The organism is Pseudomonas sp. DSV-1, from assembly GCF_035830915.1.
Lineage (GTDB): Bacteria > Pseudomonadota > Gammaproteobacteria > Pseudomonadales > Pseudomonadaceae > Aquipseudomonas.
Genome location: NZ_JAYMYG010000001.1, coordinates 4031019 through 4050298, shown reverse-complemented (window position 1 = coordinate 4050298; position 19280 = coordinate 4031019). Strand labels below are relative to the sequence as shown.

Annotated in this window: 19 protein-coding genes and 1 pseudogene; 14 read left to right on the top strand and 6 right to left on the bottom strand. The window is 58.6% G+C overall.

Annotation, left to right across the window (positions count from 1 at the left end; genetic code table 11):
- Positions 1-18: 18 nt before the first annotated feature.
- Positions 19-708, top strand: a complete 690-nt coding sequence (gene recO, locus VSQ83_RS18940) for a DNA repair protein RecO (RefSeq protein ID WP_219261658.1) — start codon at positions 19-21, stop codon at positions 706-708.
- Between the two features lie 50 nt (positions 709-758).
- Positions 759-1502 (top strand): pyridoxine 5'-phosphate synthase, encoded by a 744-nt coding sequence (gene pdxJ / locus VSQ83_RS18935; protein ID WP_326427328.1) that lies wholly within the window; start codon positions 759-761, stop codon positions 1500-1502.
- A 21-nt stretch (positions 1503-1523) separates the two neighbouring features.
- On the opposite strand, the gene mltF is transcribed toward pdxJ, so the two are convergent.
- Positions 1524-2981 carry a membrane-bound lytic murein transglycosylase MltF gene (gene mltF / locus VSQ83_RS18930; protein WP_133076275.1) on the bottom strand — a complete coding sequence of 486 codons (1458 nt, stop codon included), beginning with the start codon at positions 2979-2981 and terminating at the stop codon, positions 1524-1526.
- Between the two features lie 285 nt (positions 2982-3266).
- Here mltF and purL point away from each other — a divergent pair, with 285 nt between their 5' ends.
- Together purL and VSQ83_RS18920 are read left to right on the top strand one after the other, a co-directional pair.
- Complete coding sequence (purL, locus tag VSQ83_RS18925) at positions 3267-7163, top strand: phosphoribosylformylglycinamidine synthase (RefSeq protein WP_133076274.1); 3897 nt, start codon at positions 3267-3269, stop codon at positions 7161-7163.
- A 21-nt stretch (positions 7164-7184) separates the two neighbouring features.
- A complete protein-coding gene (locus VSQ83_RS18920; RefSeq protein WP_133076273.1) occupies positions 7185-7496 on the top strand; it encodes a Nif3-like dinuclear metal center hexameric protein in 312 nt (103 codons plus the stop codon).
- Positions 7497-7568: 72 nt separating this feature from the next.
- Here VSQ83_RS18920 and VSQ83_RS18915 read toward each other — a convergent pair whose 3' ends face one another.
- Positions 7569-8135, bottom strand: a complete 567-nt coding sequence (locus VSQ83_RS18915) for a L,D-transpeptidase family protein (RefSeq protein WP_133076272.1) — start codon at positions 8133-8135, stop codon at positions 7569-7571.
- 35 nt (positions 8136-8170) lie between these two features.
- Positions 8171-8728 (bottom strand): NUDIX hydrolase, encoded by a 558-nt coding sequence (locus VSQ83_RS18910; protein WP_133076271.1) that lies wholly within the window; start codon positions 8726-8728, stop codon positions 8171-8173.
- A 145-nt stretch (positions 8729-8873) separates the two neighbouring features.
- On the opposite strand from VSQ83_RS18910, the gene VSQ83_RS18905 reads away from it, so the two are divergent.
- The 5 genes from VSQ83_RS18905 (at position 8874) to purT (ending at position 12066) form a co-directional block, all read left to right on the top strand.
- Positions 8874-9476: a CoA pyrophosphatase gene (locus VSQ83_RS18905; RefSeq protein WP_133076270.1), complete on the top strand. Its 603-nt coding sequence runs from the start codon at positions 8874-8876 to the stop codon at positions 9474-9476.
- Positions 9477-9516: 40 nt separating this feature from the next.
- Positions 9517-10044, top strand: coding sequence for a gamma carbonic anhydrase family protein (locus VSQ83_RS18900; protein WP_326427327.1), 528 nt, complete (start codon positions 9517-9519; stop codon positions 10042-10044).
- On the top strand, positions 10037-10246 hold the full coding sequence (locus tag VSQ83_RS18895; protein WP_133076268.1) for a DUF1289 domain-containing protein: 210 nt from the start codon (positions 10037-10039) through the stop codon (positions 10244-10246). Before VSQ83_RS18900 ends, VSQ83_RS18895 begins: the two co-directional genes overlap by 8 nt.
- Positions 10247-10339: 93 nt before the next feature.
- Positions 10340-10801 (top strand): VUT family protein, encoded by a 462-nt coding sequence (locus VSQ83_RS18890; RefSeq protein WP_019822065.1) that lies wholly within the window; start codon positions 10340-10342, stop codon positions 10799-10801.
- Positions 10802-10884: 83 nt separating this feature from the next.
- Positions 10885-12066 carry a formate-dependent phosphoribosylglycinamide formyltransferase gene (gene purT, locus VSQ83_RS18885; protein WP_133076266.1) on the top strand — a complete coding sequence of 394 codons (1182 nt, stop codon included), beginning with the start codon at positions 10885-10887 and terminating at the stop codon, positions 12064-12066.
- 107 nt (positions 12067-12173) lie between these two features.
- On the opposite strand, the gene VSQ83_RS18880 is transcribed toward purT, so the two are convergent.
- The 3 genes and pseudogenes from VSQ83_RS18880 to VSQ83_RS18870 all read right to left on the bottom strand — a co-directional run bounded on the left by VSQ83_RS18880 (position 12174) and on the right by VSQ83_RS18870 (position 15452).
- The gene (locus tag VSQ83_RS18880) at positions 12174-13490 is read right to left on the bottom strand and encodes an MFS transporter (protein WP_133076265.1); all 1317 of its coding nucleotides are present in this window, start codon (positions 13488-13490) and stop codon (positions 12174-12176) included.
- Between the two features lie 258 nt (positions 13491-13748).
- Positions 13749-14453: pseudogene (locus VSQ83_RS18875) on the bottom strand (transporter associated domain-containing protein); the annotation flags it as partial.
- A 186-nt stretch (positions 14454-14639) separates the two neighbouring features.
- Complete coding sequence (locus VSQ83_RS18870) at positions 14640-15452, bottom strand: cytochrome C assembly family protein (RefSeq protein WP_133076264.1); 813 nt, start codon at positions 15450-15452, stop codon at positions 14640-14642.
- 208 nt (positions 15453-15660) lie between these two features.
- Here VSQ83_RS18870 and ffh point away from each other — a divergent pair, with 208 nt between their 5' ends.
- The 5 genes from ffh to rplS all read left to right on the top strand — a co-directional run bounded on the left by ffh (position 15661) and on the right by rplS (position 19234).
- Complete coding sequence (ffh, locus tag VSQ83_RS18865) at positions 15661-17037, top strand: signal recognition particle protein (RefSeq protein WP_016781914.1); 1377 nt, start codon at positions 15661-15663, stop codon at positions 17035-17037.
- 249 nt (positions 17038-17286) lie between these two features.
- Positions 17287-17538, top strand: coding sequence for a 30S ribosomal protein S16 (rpsP, locus tag VSQ83_RS18860; RefSeq protein ID WP_095001251.1), 252 nt, complete (start codon positions 17287-17289; stop codon positions 17536-17538).
- 5 nt (positions 17539-17543) lie between these two features.
- On the top strand, positions 17544-18083 hold the full coding sequence (gene rimM / locus VSQ83_RS18855; RefSeq protein WP_133076263.1) for a ribosome maturation factor RimM: 540 nt from the start codon (positions 17544-17546) through the stop codon (positions 18081-18083).
- A gap of 2 nt (positions 18084-18085) precedes the next feature.
- On the top strand, positions 18086-18838 hold the full coding sequence (gene trmD, locus VSQ83_RS18850; protein WP_003440270.1) for a tRNA (guanosine(37)-N1)-methyltransferase TrmD: 753 nt from the start codon (positions 18086-18088) through the stop codon (positions 18836-18838).
- 45 nt (positions 18839-18883) lie between these two features.
- Entirely contained in the window at positions 18884-19234 is a 351-nt protein-coding gene (gene rplS / locus VSQ83_RS18845; RefSeq protein ID WP_003440273.1) for a 50S ribosomal protein L19, read from the top strand.
- Positions 19235-19280: the final 46 nt, after the last annotated feature.

Here is a 19280-nt window from a genome sequence, read left to right as displayed (position 1 = left end):
CTGAGATAGCTGAGTTCCATGTCCAGCAAAGCCCCCACAGCCCAACTCGCCTACGTCCTGCACAGTCGTCCCTATCGTGAGACCAGCGCTCTGGTGGATTTCATCACGCCTCAAGGTCGCCTGCGGGCAGTGTTGCGCAGTGCGCGGGGCAAGGCGGGCTCGTTGGCCAGGCCCTTTGTCCCGCTGGAAATCGAGTTTCGCGGGCGGGGCGAGTTGAAAAACGTAGGGCGCATGGAGAGCGCGGGTATCTCTACCTGGCTCAATGGCGAAGCGCTGTTCAGCGGTCTTTATCTCAACGAACTGCTGGTGCGGCTTTTGCCTGCCGAAGACCCTCATCCGGCGGTCTTCGACCACTATGCGGCAACGCTTTTGGCATTGGCTGAAGGGCGACCGCTGGAGCCACTGCTGCGGGCGTTCGAGTGGCGCTTGCTGGACGATTTGGGCTATGGCTTTTCCCTGGCTCATGACATTCACGGCGAGCCGGTGGCGGCTGATGGCATGTATCGGTTGCAGGTAGATGCGGGGCTTGAGCGGATTTATCTGGTGCAGCCCGGGCTGTTTCATGGCGCAGAACTGCACGGGATGGCCGAGGCTGACTGGACCGTTCCTGGCGCCTTGTCTGCTGCCAAGCGCCTGATGCGTCAGGCACTGGCCGTGCATTTGGCTGGCAAGCCCCTGGCCAGTCGCGAGTTGTTTCGCAAGCCCTGAATAGACCGGTATGCTGTGCGCCGAATCGTCAACTCTTCAGGAGAGCCCCAGTGACCCAAAGCAATCGCATTCTTCTCGGCGTGAACATCGACCACGTAGCCACGCTGCGTCAGGCTCGCGGCACGCGTTACCCTGACCCGGTCAAGGCTGCGCTGGACGCCGAAGAGGCGGGCGCCGACGGCATCACCGTACATCTGCGCGAAGACCGTCGGCACATTCAAGAGCGTGATGTGTTGCTGCTCAAGGACGTGCTGCAAACGCGCATGAACTTCGAAATGGGCGTGACTGAAGAAATGATGGTATTTGCCGAGCACATTCGCCCGGCTCATATCTGCCTGGTGCCCGAAACCCGTCAGGAACTGACCACTGAAGGCGGTCTGGATGTAGCCGGGCAAGAGGCGCGGATCAAAGCCGCTGTCGAGCGTCTGGCCAAAATCGGTTGTGAAGTGTCGCTGTTCATCGATGCGGACGAGCGTCAGATTGAGGCGTCAAGGCGTGTCGGTGCACCTGCTATCGAACTGCACACTGGCCGTTATGCCGACGCGCAAACCCCTTCCGACGTCGCTGAGGAGTTGCAGCGCGTGGCACAGGGGGTGGCGTTTGGTCTGGCCCAGGGGTTGATCGTCAACGCCGGCCACGGCTTGCACTACCACAACGTGGAAGCGGTAGCGGCAATCAAGGGGGTTAACGAGTTGAACATTGGCCATGCGCTGGTGGCGCATGCGTTGTTCGTGGGCTTCAAATCAGCTGTGGCCGAGATGAAAGCGCTGATAGTGGCTGCTGCTAAGGTTTAAGTAGATCAGGCATGAATCGCTCTACAGCTGTGGCTCTTCCTTGGGCTTGGTCTTGTCGATACCGGGGATGTGCAGCTTGCTGTCAGCAGCCTGATCGCCTTCAAGTTGCGGCTGTGTGGCCCATGTCAGGATGTCGTAGTAACGACGGATGTTGGCCACAAAATGCACCGGCTCACCGCCTCGTGCGTAGCCATAGCGTGTCTTGCTGTACCACTGCTTCTGCGCAAGGCGAGGCAGCATCTTCTTCACGTCCAGCCACTTGTTCGGGTTCAGGCCTTCTTTCTTGGCCAGTTTGCGTGCGTCTTCCAGATGTCCGCCGCCAACGTTGTAGGCCGCCAGCGCAAACCACGTGCGGTCAGGCTCCTCAATGTCATCGTCCAGCTCGCTCTTGATCAGCGCGAGGTATTTGGCGCCGCCCATGATGCTCTGCTTTGCATCCAGGCGGTTGGAAACGCCCATGGCTTGCGCAGTGTTCTGGGTCAGCATCATCAGGCCGCGAACGCCGGTCTTGGACGTTACCGTGGGCTGCCACAATGATTCCTGGTAGCCCATGGCTGCGAGCAGGCGCCAGTCGATCTGTTCTTTTTTTGCGGCATCCTTGAAGAACTTTTCATACTTGGGCAGACGCTGCTGCAGGTGCTGGGCGAAGGTGTAGGCACCCACGTAGCCCAGTACATCCACGTGCCCGTAATAGCGGTCTTTGAGGCGTTGCAGGGTGCCGTTCTTCTCGACCTTGTCCAGGTACGCATTGATCTCGTTGAGCAGGCTGTTGTCTTCACCTGCGGCAACTGCCCAGCGCTGGCTGCGTGCGTCGCCCAGATCAAATGCCACACGAACATTGGGGAAGTACACCTGGTTCATGGCCACTTCGTTGGAGTCGACGAGTGTGAGGTCGATCTGGCCTTCATCGACCATGCGCAGCAAGTCAACGACTTCGACAGCGTCGGACTCGTCGTATTCAATCCCGGGGTATTGCTTCTTGAGTTCGGCAAGCTGCTCGGCGTGGGAGCTGCCTTTAAGTACGGTGATGCGTTTGCCAACCAGATCGGCTGGGGAGGTCGGACGCGATTGCCCGTTGCGATAGATGATCTGCGGCGTGACTTCAAGGTACGGGTGGGAGAACTTGGCTTGTTGCAGGCGCTTCTCGCTGCTGACCAGACCGGCAGCAGCCAAAACAGGGCCGTCGGGTTGGCTCAACTGATTGAACATTTCATCCAGGTTGTCAGCCGTTTCGATTTTAAGCTCTACCCCCAGATCGTCGGCAAAGCGCTTCACCAGCTCATATTCAAAGCCGGTTTCGCCATTGCGATCCTCGAAATAGGTCGCTGGGCTGTTACGGGTGATCACCCGCAGTACCCCGTCCTCCTTTACGCGCTCAAGGGTGCTGGGTTTTTCAACGCAGGCACCGAGCATCAGGAAGAGTCCGGTTGCGAAGAGCCATCTGGCGCAGCGCTGGCGGAATACAGTTAGAGAAAACATCCGCGCAGTATACGCAAAGCTGCGCAGGTGCCATATCTCGACAATTTTTGATCATTCTGATATTGGCTGCAAAAAACCCTGAAACCCCTGTGGAATGGGGGTCGGGTCACTGTCTAAAGATCATAAAAGACCATCTCTGAAGCGGCTGATAGCTATAAAGAATAAGGGTTTGGTCGATTAGCGACGTCTGGTGTGCGTCAGGTGTACCGTTTCGGGTGCCGAGGCGAACGGTTTAGGCTAGAATGCCGGGCCTCAAAGCATACCCCTCCCGAGGCTGTCCCGAAGATGTTGATCCTGCGCGGCGCTCCTGCCCTTTCTGCCTTTCGCCACAGCAAACTCCTTGCACAACTGAGCCTGAAGGTTCCGGCTGTCACTGGTTTGTATGCTGAATTCGCCCACTTTGCCGAAACGACCGGTGAGCTGACCAGCGATGAACAGCAGGTACTGGCTCGTCTCCTGAAGTACGGTCCAAGCGTACCGGTCCAAGAGCCGAGCGGCCGACTGTTCCTGGTGTTGCCGCGGTTTGGCACCATTTCCCCCTGGTCCAGCAAGGCCAGCGACATTGCCCGCAACTGTGGCCTGGCTAAAGTCCAGCGCCTGGAGCGAGGCATTGCGTTCTACGTGGCTGGCCAGTTCAGCGACGCTGATGCCGAGCTGATTGGTGCTGCACTGCATGACCGCATGACGCAAATCGTGCTGGGTAATCTCGAGCAGGCCAGCGGTCTGTTCAGTCACGCCGAGCCCAAGCCGCTGACAGCGATTGACGTGCTGGGTGGCGGTCGCGCCGCGCTGGAAAAAGCCAACGTCGAGTTGGGTCTGGCACTGGCTGAAGACGAAATCGACTATCTGGTCAACGCCTTCAACGGTTTGGGTCGCAACCCGCACGACATCGAACTGATGATGTTTGCCCAGGCCAACTCCGAGCATTGCCGTCACAAGATCTTCAACGCCAGTTGGGATATTGACGGCCAGAGCCAGGACAAAAGCCTGTTTGGCATGATCAAGAACACCTACGTGATGCACAGCGAGGGCGTTCTGTCTGCTTATAAGGACAACGCTTCGGTCATCGTAGGCAGTGTTGCCGGGCGTTTCTTCCCGGACCCTGAAACCCGCCAGTACGGCGCGGTGCAGGAGCCTGTACACATCCTGATGAAGGTCGAAACTCACAACCACCCAACCGCAATCGCCCCGTTCCCGGGTGCTGCGACCGGTTCCGGTGGCGAGATCCGTGACGAAGGCGCAACCGGTCGTGGTGCCAAGCCCAAGGCTGGCCTGACCGGCTTTACCGTATCCAACCTGCAGATCCCAGGCTTTGTACAGCCGTGGGAAGTGCCATACGGCAAGCCAGAGCGCATTGTTACCGCGCTGGACATCATGATCGAAGGCCCTCTGGGCGGTGCTGCGTTCAACAACGAATTCGGTCGTCCGGCCCTGACCGGTTACTTCCGTACCTTCGAGCAGTCCATCACGACTCCCCGCGGCGAAGAAGTCCGTGGTTACCACAAGCCCATCATGCTGGCTGGCGGCATGGGCAACATCCGCGCCGAACACGTACAGAAAGCCGAAATCACGGTTGGCTCCAAGCTGATCGTGCTCGGTGGCCCGGCGATGTTGATCGGCTTGGGCGGCGGCGCGGCTTCCTCGATGGCCACCGGCGCAAGCTCGGCTGACCTGGACTTCGCTTCGGTTCAGCGCGAAAACCCGGAAATGGAACGTCGTTGCCAGGAAGTGATCGACCGTTGCTGGCAGCTGGGCGACAAAAACCCGATCAGCTTCATCCACGACGTGGGTGCGGGCGGTCTGTCCAACGCTTTCCCGGAGTTGGTGAACGACGGTGAGCGTGGCGGTCGTTTTGAACTGCGCAATATTCCAAACGACGAGCCGGGCATGGCCCCGCACGAAATCTGGAGCAACGAATCCCAGGAACGTTACGTTCTGGCCGTGGGCGTCGAAGATTTCGACCGCTTCCAGGCGATTTGCGAACGCGAGCGTTGCCCGTTTGCCGTCGTCGGCGAAGCCACTGCCGAGCCGCAACTGACCGTCACCGACAGCCACTTCGGCAACAACCCGGTGGACATGCCACTGGAAGTGTTGCTGGGCAAGGCGCCGCGCATGCACCGTTCAGCAGTACGTGAAGCAGAGCTGGGCGATGATTTCGACCCGGCAGCGCTGAACATCGGCGAATGCGTTGAACGCGTCCTGCATCACCCGGCTGTAGCGAGCAAGAGCTTCCTGATCACCATCGGCGACCGTACCATCACCGGCCTGGTTGCTCGCGACCAGATGGTGGGTCCGTGGCAGGTCCCTGTGGCTGACGTTGCCGTCACCGCCACCAGCTTCGACGTCTACACCGGTGAAGCCATGGCCATGGGCGAGCGTACTCCGCTGGCACTGCTGGATGCCCCGGCATCGGGCCGCATGGCGATCGGCGAAACCCTGACCAACATCGCAGCTTCGCGGATCGGCAAGATCAGTGACATCAAGCTGTCTGCCAACTGGATGTCCGCTGCTGGTCACCCGGGTGAAGACGCCCGCCTGTACGACACCGTGAAAGCGGTCGGCATGGAGCTGTGCCCAGAGCTGGGCATCACCATTCCGGTGGGCAAGGACTCGATGTCCATGCAAACCCGCTGGAGCGAAGAGGGTACTGACAAGACGGTCACCTCGCCGCTGTCGTTGGTCGTTACCGGTTTTGCCCCGGTGCTCGATGTGCGCCAGACCCTGACCCCCGTGCTGCGCATGGACAAGGGCCTGACCGATCTGGTTCTGATCGATCTGGGTCGTGGCCAAAACCGTATGGGCGCCTCCATCCTGGCTCAAACCTACGGCAAGCTGGGTAAACAGGCTCCCGACGTGGATGACGCAGAAGACCTCAAGGCTTTCTTCGCCGTGATCCAGGGCTTGAATGCCGACGGCCATCTGCTGGCTTACCACGACCGTTCCGACGGTGGTTTGCTGACCAGCGTGATGGAAATGGCGTTTGCCGGTCACTGTGGTGTCAACCTGGTCCTCGACGGCCTGGCTGAAACCGCCGCCGACATTCCTGCGATCCTGTTCAACGAAGAGTTGGGTGCAGTGATCCAGGTTCGCCAGGACTCCATGGCAGACATCCTTGCGCAGTTCAGCGCTGCCGGTTTGGGCGACTGCGTATCGGTCATTGGCCAGCCGCGCAACTGTGACGATGTAAGCATCGAGTTCAATGGCGAGACCGTGTTTGAAGGTCAGCGCCGTCTGCTGCAGCGTCAGTGGGCTGAAACCAGCTACCAGATCCAGCGTATGCGCGACAACGCCGAGTGCGCGGAGCAAGAGTTCGCCGTGTTGCTTGAAGAAGACAATCCGGGCCTGAGCGTCAAGCTGAGCTTTGATGTCAACGAGAACATCAGCGCGCCGTACATCAAGACAGGCATTCGCCCTCAAGTGGCCGTACTGCGTGAGCAGGGTGTAAACGGTCAGGTTGAAATGGCAGCGGCGTTCGATCGCGCCGGCTTCAATGCCATTGACGTCCACATGAGCGACATTCTGGCCGGCCGTGTCGACCTGAACGAGTTCAAGGGCCTGGTTGCCTGCGGTGGTTTCTCCTACGGCGACGTGCTGGGTGCCGGTGAAGGCTGGGCCAAGTCGGCTCTGTTCAATGCCCGTGCCCGTGATGCGTTCCAGAGCTTCTTTGAGCGTACCGACAGCTTCTCCCTGGGTGTGTGCAACGGTTGCCAGATGATGTCCAACCTGAGCGAATTGATTCCGGGCAGCGAGCTGTGGCCACACTTCGTGCGCAACCGCTCCGAGCAGTTCGAAGCCCGTGTGGCGATGGTCCAGGTGCAGGAGTCGAACTCGATCTTCCTGCAGGGCATGGCCGGTTCGCGCATGCCAATCGCCATTGCTCACGGTGAAGGTCATGCCGAGTTCGCCAGCGAAGAAGCCATGCTGCAAGCGGATCTGTCCGGTTCTGTGGCGCTGCGTTTCGTCGACAACCACGGCAAGGTCACTGAAAACTACCCGGCCAACCCGAACGGCTCTCCGCGCGGGATTACCGGCCTGACCAGCAGTGACGGGCGTGTCACCATCATGATGCCGCACCCTGAGCGTGTGTTCCGCGCCGTACAGAACTCGTGGCGTCCAGAAGAGTGGAACGAAGATGCGCCGTGGTTGCGCATGTTCCGTAACGCTCGTGCTTGGGTCAATTAAAGGCTGGGTAGATTAAAAGCGATGTACAAGCTCAGCTTCTTCGTTCCCCCAAGCCACGTGGACGTGGTCAAAAATGCCGTATTCGCCGCCGGTGGCGGACGAATCGGCAATTATGACCACTGCGCCTGGCAGACCTTGGGCCAGGGCCAGTTTCGCGCGCTGGACGGCAGTCAGCCGTTTATCGGGCAAACCGGCCAGGTCGAATATGTCGGGGAATGGAAAGTTGAGCTGGTCGTCGCAGACGATCTTGTCCACGACGTGGTGGCTGCGCTCAAGCACAGCCACCCGTATGAAACGCCCGCTTATGAAGTGTGGCGTTTGGCTGATCTCTAGCTGCAATGCGTATAAAAAACCCGCTGAACCGGTAACGGTCAGCGGGTTTTTTGTTATGTGCGTGGCGTGGGGCTAAGGGCGGATTTCAACCATCGTGCCGTCCTTGACCAGGTTCCAGACTTCGCGCATTTCGTGGTTTTTCATTGCGATGCAGCCGTCGGTCCAGTCCAGGGTGTGGAACAGTTCTTCAGGGTTTTCTTCGCTGTCCGGCGTGCCGTGGATCATGATCATCGACCCGGGGTTCACGCCTTCACGCCGGGCGGTGGCCGCGTCGCTGATATTGGGGTAGTTGATGTGCATGGCCAGGTTGAACTTGTCGCTTTTTTTGCGCCAGTCGACCCAGTACAGCCCCTCAGGTGTGCGTTTGTCTCCCTCGCGCATTTTTGGCCCCTTGGGTTGTTTGCCCAGGGAGATGCGGTAGGTCTTGATCGGTTTGCCATCGCTGATCAGTTGCAACTTGCGGGCAGACTTGAGCACAAGAACCTTGTCGATACTTTGCCCGGCGTGCGCAGAGGGTGCCGATGGGGTTGACTGGAGTACCTGATTCTTATCGACGGGTTTGCCGTTTACGGTGATGACAACAGAAGCCTGGCAGGTAACGGCAAATGAAAAGCAAAGAGCAGCGAGCAACCAACGCATTAGAGGGATATTCCTGAGGTGCAAGGCGAACAGCATTATTGTTGGGGTTTGATCAGGCTGGACAGGGGCGCTACAGCCTCGCTGCGCACGGGGTAGGTGTTGTCCCGGCGGTCAGCGAAAAAGCATTCTAGGGTACGGCTGACCGTGCGGAAAGCCAGCTCTGACCAAGGGATGTCAGCTTCTTCAAAAAGCCGGACTTCAAGGCTCTCTTCACCGGCTGAAAAATCGAGGCTTTGCAGCTCGGCACGATAAAAAATATGCACCTGATTAATGTGCGGTACATCGATCAGGGTGTAGATGTTCAGGTTTTCAACTGCAGCGCAGGCTTCTTCGAGGGTTTCACGTCGAGCTGCATTTTCGACCGTCTCGCCGTTTTCCATGAAACCTGCGGGCAGCGTCCAGTAGCCTTTGCGCGGCTCGATGGCGCGACGGCACAACAGCACTTGTGTGCCCCAGGTCGGCAGGCAGCCGGCAACGATATTCGGGTTCTGATAGTGAATGGTCTGGCAGTGGTCGCACACATACCGCAGGCGTGAATCGCCTTGTGGGATGTGTTGGCTGACGGAGTGGCCGCACTGGCTGCAAAATTTCATGCTGGGGTCTCTGGCTCTGGCGCCTATCTTGGGGGCTGAGGCGGCCTCGCGGCAAGTGCGATATGGCGGCTGCGACACTGTGGGGCTTGGGTGCTGCCCACGATTTGGTGCATGATGCCCGATAAGTGACGGATCGAGATGACCTATGCTGGACGAGCTGCTTGGCCGTGTAAGCCGCTACACCCCGCGCACGCTGGAAACGGAACGGAATTTCCCCGAGGCTGCCGTGCTGTTGCCGGTGACGCGCAGCGCTGAACCCGAACTGATTCTGACCCTGCGTGCCAGCGGGTTGTCGACCCACGGCGGTGAAGTGGCTTTCCCGGGCGGGCGCCGCGATCCTGAAGACCCGGATCTGGTATTTACCGCCCTGCGTGAGGCCGAAGAAGAGATCGGTCTGCCGCCCGGGCTGGTCGAAGTCATCGGGCCGCTGAGCCCTTTGATTTCGTTGCACGGTATCCGTGTAACGCCCTACGTTGGCCTCGTCCCGGACTACGTTGAATACCTGGCCAACGACGCCGAAATTGCTGCCGTGTTCAGCGTACCTCTGGAGTTTTTTCGCCAGGACCCCCGTGAGCACACCCATCGCATCGATTATCAGGGGCGCAGCTGGTATGTGCCGAGCTACCGTTTTGGGGTTTATAAAATCTGGGGGCTCACGGCAATCATGATCGTTGAGCTGATGAACCTGCTGTACGACGACGTCAATATCAATCTGCATACCCCGCCTGAGCGTTCCATTCCAATCTAGAGCCGTCAGCAGACGGCCACGCTGCCTTGAGGACATCTGCATGAAATACAGCCTGGGCGACTCGCTCGTCGAAACCCATCCAGAAAGCTGGACTGCGCCCAACGCCACCCTGATCGGCAAGGTGCGCCTGGAGGAGGGTGCCAGTGTCTGGTTCAGCGCCGTGTTGCGCGGTGATAACGAGCTGATCCTGATTGGCAAGAACAGTAACGTGCAAGATGGCGCGGTGATGCATACCGATATGGGCTACCCGCTGACCCTGGGGACGGGGGTGACCATTGGCCATAACGCCATGTTGCATGGTTGCACGGTGGGAGATTACAGCCTGATCGGGATCAATGCAGTCATCCTCAATGGCGCCAGAATCGGCAAGCATTGCATCATTGGCGCCAACTCGCTGATTGGCGAAGGCAAGGAAATCCCGGACGGTTCGCTGGTCATGGGGTCGCCGGGCAAGGTGGTGCGTGACTTGACCGACGAACAGAAAAAACTGCTGGAGGCCAGTGCCGCGCATTACGTGCAGAACGGCCAGCGTTATGCCCGTGATTTGAAGGTGCAGAGCAATGACTGAAGTGGAGCGCCCGGTCGCCTCTCCCTGTGTGAACATTTGCGCATTGGATGACGACGATGTGTGCAGTGGTTGTCAGCGTACCGTGGCTGAAATCACCCGTTGGAGCCGCATGACCAACGTCGAGCGCCGGGAAGTGCTGGTGCTGTGTCATGAGCGGGCCAAGTCCAGTGGCCTGGTGTGGATGCAGGGCGCCAGTACCTGACAAATACCGCTGTCACAGGGGCATGTGGCGGGTACAAAATCGGGTGCGACTCAAGTACCCTGTGCGCCTTATTCAGAGGTGTCGCCCGCTCCCATGCTGTTTCTTATCGCTTATATCGCCAGCGTCGTGCTGATCAACTTCGCGTTCTCAACGGCGCCGCACCTGGACATTATCTGGTCGGCCTGGGGCGGGCTGGTGTTTGTTTTGCGCGACATGGTGCAAACCCGCTTTGGCCACGGTGCGCTGTTGGCCATGCTGGCGGCACTGGTGCTGTCATACATCACCTCTGATCCTTCGATTGCCCTGGCCAGCGCCACCGCGTTCGCCGTCTCCGAATGCATCGACTGGCTGGTGTTCAGCATCACCAAGCGACCCTTGCATGACCGCTTGTGGATCAGCTCTGCGCTGAGTATCCCGATTGATACCTTTATCTTTTTCGGCATGATCGATGCGTTTACCCCGGGCGTGATTCTCATCGCCATGGCGTCGAAATTTGCCGGAGTGACCTGTGTGTGGCTGGCAATGGCCTGGCGACTGCGCAAAGCCGCCGTTTAGTCAGGTAAAATGCCGGCCTTTCTTCCCCTGCAGGCGCAGGTTGTGTGCGCGCCTTCGATGATTTGTTTCCATGAGGACCTGAAATGACCCGTATCGGAACCCCACTGTCGCCGACCGCGACCCGCGTATTGCTGTGTGGCTGCGGCGAACTGGGCAAAGAAGTTGTCATCGAATTGCAGCGTCTGGGGGTCGAAGTGATCGCTGTCGATCGCTATGCCAACGCACCGGCCATGCAGGTTGCCCATCGCAGCCACGTCATCAATATGCTCGATGGCGCAGCCTTGCGTGCCGTAATCGAAGCAGAAAAGCCGCACTTTATTGTTCCTGAAATCGAAGCCATTGCCACCGCGACCCTGGTTGAGCTGGAAGCCGAAGGCTTTACCGTCATTCCGACCGCCCGCGCCACTTCGCTGACCATGAACCGAGAAGGCATTCGACGTCTGGCGGCAGAAGAGTTGGACCTGCCAACCTCGCCGTATCACTTTGCCGATACCTTTGAAGACTACAGCGCCGCCGTGCTGGACCTGGGCTTCCCGTGTGTGGTCAAGCCGGTGATGAGCTCGTCGGGCAAGGGCCAGAGCCTGCTGCGCAGCACTGATGATGTGAAAGCTGCCTGGGACTACGCACAAGAAGGCGGTCGTGCGGGCAAGGGGCGGGTCATTGTCGAAGGCTTTATCGACTTCGACTACGAAATCACCCTGCTGACCGTACGCCACATCGGTGGCACCACGTTCTGCGCGCCGGTCGGTCACCGTCAGGAGAAGGGCGACTACCAGGAGTCCTGGCAGCCGCAGGCCATGAGCCCGATTGCTCTGGCCGAGTCCGAGCGTGTTGCCAAAGCCGTGACCGAGGCGCTGGGCGGCCGCGGCCTGTTTGGCGTTGAGCTGTTCATTAAGGGCGATCAGGTGTGGTTCAGCGAAGTCTCGCCGCGCCCGCACGATACCGGTCTGGTTACGCTGATTTCCCAGGACTTGTCCCAGTTCGCCCTGCATGCACGAGCGATTCTGGGCTTGCCGATTCCGCTGATCCGTCAGTTCGGGCCATCGGCCTCGGCGGTGATTCTGGTGGAAGGGCAGTCGACCCAGACTGCGTTCTCCAACCTGGGTGCGGCCTTGAGCGAGCCGGATACGGCCTTGCGCCTGTTCGGCAAGCCAGAGGTCAATGGCCAGCGCCGCATGGGCGTGGCCCTGGCCCGTGATGAGTCGATTGAAGCTGCACGCGCCAAGGCGACCCGTGCAGCCAAGGCTGTAGTGGTCGAGCTGTAAAAAAACATCCCCGTAGTCGCTGCCGAGGCACGAAGGCTGCGAGCTTTTAAACTTTAAGAGCTCGCAGCCTTCGTGCCTCGACAGCGATTACGGATTTCCTGCGCCGATCAGGCCACCTTGTTCAGGTCAGCCTCTTTCGTTTCTTTCAGGCACAGCACAGCGATCAGGCTGAGCACTGCCGCACCCGAAACATACCCGCCCACCCAGCTCAAACCGCCCATGCTCACCAGCTTCTGGGCAAAGAACGGTGCGGCCGATGCGCCCACAATCCCGCCCAGGTTGTACGCCGCCGATGCGCCGGTATAGCGCACGCGGGTCGGGAACAGTTCAGGCAGCAGGGCGCCCATGGGGGCAAAGGTCACGCCCATCAGAAACAGCTCGATGCACAGAAACAGCGCCACGCCCCAGGTCGAACCCTGGGTGAGCAGAGGCTCCATCAGAAAGCCCGACAAGATCGCCAGTACACCGCCGACAATCAGCACCGGCTTGCGTCCATATCTATCGCTGGCCCAGGCTGAAAGAGGTGTTGCAGCGGCCATGAACAGCACGGCAAAGCACAGCAGGCCGAGGAAGGTCTCGCGGGTATAGCCCAGCGTGGACACGCCATAACTCAGCGAAAACACGGTCGAGATATAGAACAGTGCATAGCACACGACCATCGAGGCGGCGCCCAGCAGCATCGGTGCCCAGTATTGGCTGAAGAGCTCAACGATGGGCATTTTTACCCGCTCGTGTTGCGCTACGGCTTTGGCAAACACCGGGGTTTCTTCCAGTTTCAGGCGCACATACAAGCCGACCATCACCAGCGCCGCACTCAGCAGGAAGGGGATGCGCCAGCCCCATGAACGGAACTGCTCATCGCTCAGGCTCATGGCCAGAATCAGGAACAGGCCGTTGGCTGCCAGAAACCCGATCGAGGGCCCCAGTTGCGGGAACATGCCATACCAGGCGCGCTTGCCTTTGGGAGCGTTCTCGGTGGCCAGCAATGCTGCGCCGCCCCATTCCCCGCCCAGCCCGAGCCCCTGACCGAAGCGCAGCACGCACAGCAGGATCGGAGCCCAGGCGCCGATCGTGGCGTAACCTGGCAGCACGCCGATCAGCGTGGTGCACACTCCCATCAGCAGCAGGGAGGCGACCAGTGTGGATTTGCGCCCGATACGGTCACCGAAGTGGCCAAACAGGAAAGAGCCCAGCGGGCGGGCGAGAAAGGCAATGCCGAAGGTCAGGAACGCCGACAGCATCTGCGCCGTGCCGGAGGTCTGCGGAAAAAATACCGGGCCAATGACCAGTGCGGCGGCGGTGGCATACACGTAAAAGTCGTAGAACTCGATGGCCGTGCCGATAAAACTGGCCGTGGCAACGCGGGTTGCGGAGTTGGCCGGCTTGTCGGGCGAGGCTTCGCTGTAAGTAGTGCTGGAGGTCATGCGTAAATCCCTGACAGTTATGAGCTCATTGGCCGATGCCAGCCTTTGCGGCGTGACGTGGCGAGCAATTTTTATGGTCGTTTGCCCTGAGGGATAACAGGGTGCAAGCGCAGTTCAGGATGGGAACGTACGCAGGTACTGCGTAAAGCAACGCGCCGACAGCGCTGGGTGCGGGTAGCACGCGTGTCGGCGAGGCTTGGGTAAGCGAGGAAGATTATAGGGAGGCCCGTTTAAATGTAACAAGACCTTACGCGGCGATTAAGCCGCGGGCTTGACGCTGTTGTGCCAGATAAGCACTCGGCTGACGCGGTTATCTTCGGTCTGGAGGATCTCCAGGCGGTAGCCGCCGATCTTCAGGCATACCGTGGTTTCCGGGATGGTTTCCAGCGCTTCGGTGACAAGGCCATTGAGGGTTTTGGGGCCGTCGCAGGGCAGGTGCCAGCCCAGGGCTTTGTTCAGCTCGCGTATGGAGGCTGCGCCATCAATCACATAGCGTCCGTCGGGCAGGGGATCGATATGGGGGTTGTCGATGTTTTGCTCATCTTCGAACTCGCCCACGATTTCTTCGAGGATGTCTTCAAGTGTCACGATGCCCAGCACTTCGCCGTATTCATCGACCACCACCCCCAGCCGACGCTGCTGCTTGTGGAAGTTCAGCAGTTGCAGTTGCAGCGGGGTGCTTTCGGGGATGAAGTAAGGTTCGTGGCAGACGGCCAGCAATGCCTCTTTGGTCAGGCTGGCATCAGGCAGCATGTGTTGAATGTGGCGGGTGTTGAGGATGGCTTCGACCTGATTGATGTCGTTGTGAAACACCGGCAGGCGCGTGCGTGTGGTCTGGCGTAGTTGTTCGATCAGGTCTTCGATCGGATCATCCAGATTGAGGCCCTCGACTTCGCTGCGCGGGATCAGGATGTCGTTGACCGTGATGTTGTCCAGCGCATGGATACCGGAAAGCAGGTGCGGGCGACTGTTGTTTTGCTCGTCCAGTTGCTGGGGCGCTTCCTCGCGCGCTTGCAGGGCTTCTGCACGCTTGGCCGCTGCGCCAGTCTTGCCCAGAAAATAGCCGACAAGTATCCCGGCTCCTGCGATCAACAGCGCCGAGACCGCCAGAATCGGCCCAGGGGGCAAGCTATCCATAATTATCGCCCGTCAGATATGCAGAATGTATTCACGAACCAGCTTGCTGCCAAAGTAGGCCAGCATCAACAGGCAAAAGCCGGCAAACGTCCAGCGGATGGCTTTGTGGCCGCGCCAGCCGAGGTGATAACGGCCCAGCAGGAGCACGCTGAATACGATCCATGCCAGGCAGGCCAGCAAGGTTTTGTGCACCAGGTGCTGGGCGAACAGGTTGCCCAAAAACAGCCAGCCGGAAATCAGGGACATCGAGAGCAGTGACCAGCCGGCCCACAAGAAGCCGAACAGCAGGCTTTCCATGGTTTGCAGCGGCGGGAAGTTTTTGATCAGGCCCTTGGGATGCTTGTGCTTGAGCTGATAGTTCTGCAGCGACAGCAGCAATGCCTGGAACACCGCGATGGTGAACATGCCATAGGCCAGGATCGACAGCAGGATATGCGCGAGTATGCCGGGCTCTTCATTAATGACCTGAACCGTGCCGGGCGGCGCGAATTCGGACAGCAGCACTGTCAGCATGCCCAGCGGATATAAAAGCAGCAGCAGGTTCTCGACCGGTATCCGTGCGCAGGCAACCAGGGTCACGGTGATCACGGCCGCGGCAATCAGGCTGGCTGCACTGAAAAAGTCCAGTTCAAGGCCGGCAGGCGTCATCAGGTGGGTAAACAGGCTGGCGGCGTGGGCGAGCACGGCAAGAATGCCAAGCGTCACCAACAGGCGTTTGTTCGCCTTTGCGCCTTGGCGCAGGCAAGAGCCTTGATAGAAGGTCGCAGCGGCATATAAGCAGGCGGCGGCGAGGCTGGGTAGCAAGCTGGGTGACAAGGGGAGCATAAATCCTGTTAGGCAAGCCCGAAAGGACTGAGTTTGGCATACAACCGCCTGTACACGAAAGACCACATAAGCCGACGGCAAGGTGTCGGACACGGCCAGTCTTCGCTATAATCCGCGACCTGCCCACGCCGCAGGCTCGCCGAGCATCAGTTTTACACGGGCTGGGCCGCAATAACCCCGGTCTACTTTGGGCCTGAAAGGATCGCGCATGTTTGAAAATTTAACCGATCGTCTCTCGCAGACGCTGCGCCATGTCACCGGCAAGGCCAAGCTGACCGAGGACAATATCAAAGACACCCTGCGTGAAGTGCGCATGGCGTTGCTGGAAGCCGACGTGGCGTTGCCAGTCGTCAAAGACTTCGTCAACGCGGTCAAAGAGCGCGCTGTAGGCACGGAAGTGTCCCGCAGCCTGACGCCTGGCCAGGCGTTTGTGAAGATCGTCCAGGCTGAGCTTGAAAGCCTGATGGGCGCTGCCAACGAGGATCTGGTCCTCAATGTCACGCCGCCAGCCGTTGTATTGATGGCCGGTTTGCAGGGTGCGGGTAAAACCACCACCGCCGGCAAGCTGGCGCGCTTCCTTAAAGAGCGCAAAAAGAAAACCGTGATGGTGGTCTCGGCCGACGTTTATCGTCCGGCAGCGATCAAGCAGCTCGAAACCCTGGCCAATGAAGTCGGCGTGACCTTCTTCCCGTCCGACTTGAGCCAGAAGCCGGTAGACATCGCTCGCGCAGCCATTGCTGAAGCGAAGCTGAAGTTCATCGACGTGGTCATCCTCGATACCGCGGGCCGCCTGCATATCGATGCCGAGATGATGGCTGAGATTCAGGAGCTGCACGCGGCCGTCAAGCCTGCTGAAACCCTGTTTGTCGTTGACGCCATGACCGGCCAGGATGCGGCCAACACCGCCAAGGCTTTCGGTGACGCATTGCCGCTGACCGGCGTGATCCTGACCAAGGTCGACGGTGATGCCCGTGGCGGTGCGGCGCTGTCCGTGCGTGCCATTACCGGCAAGCCGATCAAGTTCATCGGTATGGGCGAGAAGAGCGACGCGCTTGAGCCTTTCCACCCGGACCGTATCGCTTCGCGCATCCTGGGCATGGGCGACGTGCTCAGCCTGATCGAGCAGGCCGAACAGACCCTCGATAAAGACAAAGCCGACAAGCTGGCCAAAAAGCTCAAGAAAGGTAAAGGCTTCGACCTCGAAGACTTCCGCGACCAACTGCAACAGATGAAGAACATGGGCGGCCTTGGCGGCCTCATGGACAAGCTGCCGAACATGGGCGGCGTCAATCTGGCGCAAATGGGCAATGCCCAGGGCGCAGCTGAAAAGCAGTTCAAGCAGATGGAAGCCATCATCAACTCCATGACCCCGGCCGAGCGCCGCGACCCTGAGCTGATCAGCGGTTCGCGTAAACGCCGTATTGCCATGGGTTCCGGCACTCAGGTGCAGGACATCGGTCGCTTGATCAAGCAGCACAAGCAGATGCAGAAGATGATGAAAAAGTTCTCCACCAAAGGTGGGATGGCCAAAATGATGCGCGGCATGGGCTCGATGATGCCCGGCGGCGGCATGCCAAAAATGTAATTTACCCGCCCGTACGCTTGCGTGCGGGCAACTCGCAGCAATGCGAGACACCCGGCAAACCCGCACTGTGCGGGAGCTGACCTGTCACCATTCATGGTGATCTCGTTGCAAGTCTGTACGGCATGCCGATAGGCGCCAGAAAAAGACATTTGCAAAAGTCCGGATATTCCTTAGAATATGCGGCCTTTCGGGCACCTATGCCCGCTGTGCCTTTAGATTTGCAGCACCGACTACAGGAACGATGTTCACATGCTAACAATCCGTCTTGCCCTTGGCGGCTCCAAAAAGCGCCCGTTTTACCACTTGACCGTTACCGACAGCCGTAACCCACGTGACGGTTCCCACAAGGAACAAATTGGTTTCTTCAACCCGGTTGCCCGTGGTCAGGAAATCCGTTTCTCCGTTAAAGAAGACCGCCTCGCCTACTGGCTGAGCGTTGGTGCTCAACTGTCTGAGCGTGTTGCTCAGCTGGTTAAAGAAAACGCTAAGGCTGCGGCCTGAGCAATATGAGCGTGACGCCTGAAACTGCTGATGATTTGATCGTTATCGGCAAAATCTATTCGATTCACGGCGTGCGCGGCGAAGTGAAGGTTTATTCCTTTACGGATCCAATTGATAACCTGTTGGACTACAAAAAGCTGACGCTTCGGCGCGGCAATGATGTACGACAGGCAGAGCTGGTCAGTGGCCGTTCTCATAACGGCAAGTTTCTGGTTGTGAAGCTCAAGGGTCTCGATGACCGTGATGAAGCTGGTCTTCTTCGTGAATTCGAAATCTGCGTGCCGCGTAACCTGTTTCCTGAACTGACCGACGGCGAGTACTACTGGTACCAGCTGCAGGGACTGAAAGTGACCAACCTTGAAGGGCAATTGCTCGGCAAGATTGTTGACCTGATGGAAACTGGCTCGAACGATGTCATGGAAGTCAAACCTTGCCCAGGTAGCCTGGATGATCGCGATCGCTTGTTGCCCTATACAGAGCAATGCGTGCTGAGCGTCGACCTGGTAGCGGGCGAGATGAAGGTGGATTGGGATGCGGACTTCTAAGCGTGGCTAAATTGCGCGTAGAAGTGATCAGTTTGTTTCCCGAAATGTTTTCCGCCATCAGCGACTACGGCATCACTAGTCGTGCGGTGAAACAAGGGCTCTTGCAGCTGACTTGTTGGAACCCGCGAGACTACACAACGGACCGACATCACACTGTGGACGATCGCCCATTTGGCGGTGGTCCGGGCATGGTGATGAAGATCAAGCCTCTGGAAGATGCACTGGTTCAGGCCAGAGAAGCAGCCGGAGAGGCGGCGAAGGTTATTTACCTGTCGCCCCAAGGCCGTCAACTGAATCAGTCGGCGGTACGCGAACTGGCGAATGAGGAAGCATTAATCCTCATTGCAGGTCGTTATGAAGGCATTGACGAGCGTTTTATAGACGCTTATGTCGATGAAGAGTGGTCGATTGGTGACTATGTACTCTCTGGTGGCGAGCTACCGGCGATGGTTCTGATTGATGCGGTTACACGACTGCTGCCTGGAGCTTTAGGGCATGCGGACTCCGCGGAGGAAGATTCCTTCACGGATGGTTTGCTGGATTGCCCGCACTACACCCGACCGGAGGTGTATGCGGATCAGCGTGTTCCCGACGTATTGCTTAGTGGCAATCATGCACACATCCGGCGTTGGCGTTTACAGCAGTCCCTTGGGCGGACCTTTGAACGACGCGCCGATCTTCTGGAAAGCCGCTCGCTTTCTGGAGAAGAGAAGAAGCTGCTCGAGGAATATATCCGCGAGCGGGACGATAGTTAACAACGTATCGATGGTAGATCAGTTGATCTACCTTAGGAGCACAGCATGACTAACAAAATCATCCTTGCACTCGAAGCAGAGCAGATGACCAAAGAGATCCCTCCTTTTGCCCCGGGCGACACCATTGTCGTTCAGGTGAAAGTGAAGGAAGGCGATCGTTCGCGTCTGCAAGCTTTCGAAGGTGTAGTGATTGCCAAGCGTAACCGTGGCGTGAACAGTGCTTTCACTGTTCGTAAAATCTCCAACGGTGTTGGCGTAGAGCGTACTTTCCAGACCTACAGCCCGCAAATCGACAGCATGGCAGTGAAACGTCGCGGTGACGTTCGTAAAGCCAAGCTGTACTACCTGCGTGACCTGTCCGGTAAAGCAGCTCGCATCAAGGAAAAACTGGCTTAAGTCCAGCTTCCCGATGCAGAAAAAAGCAGCCTTCGGGCTGCTTTTT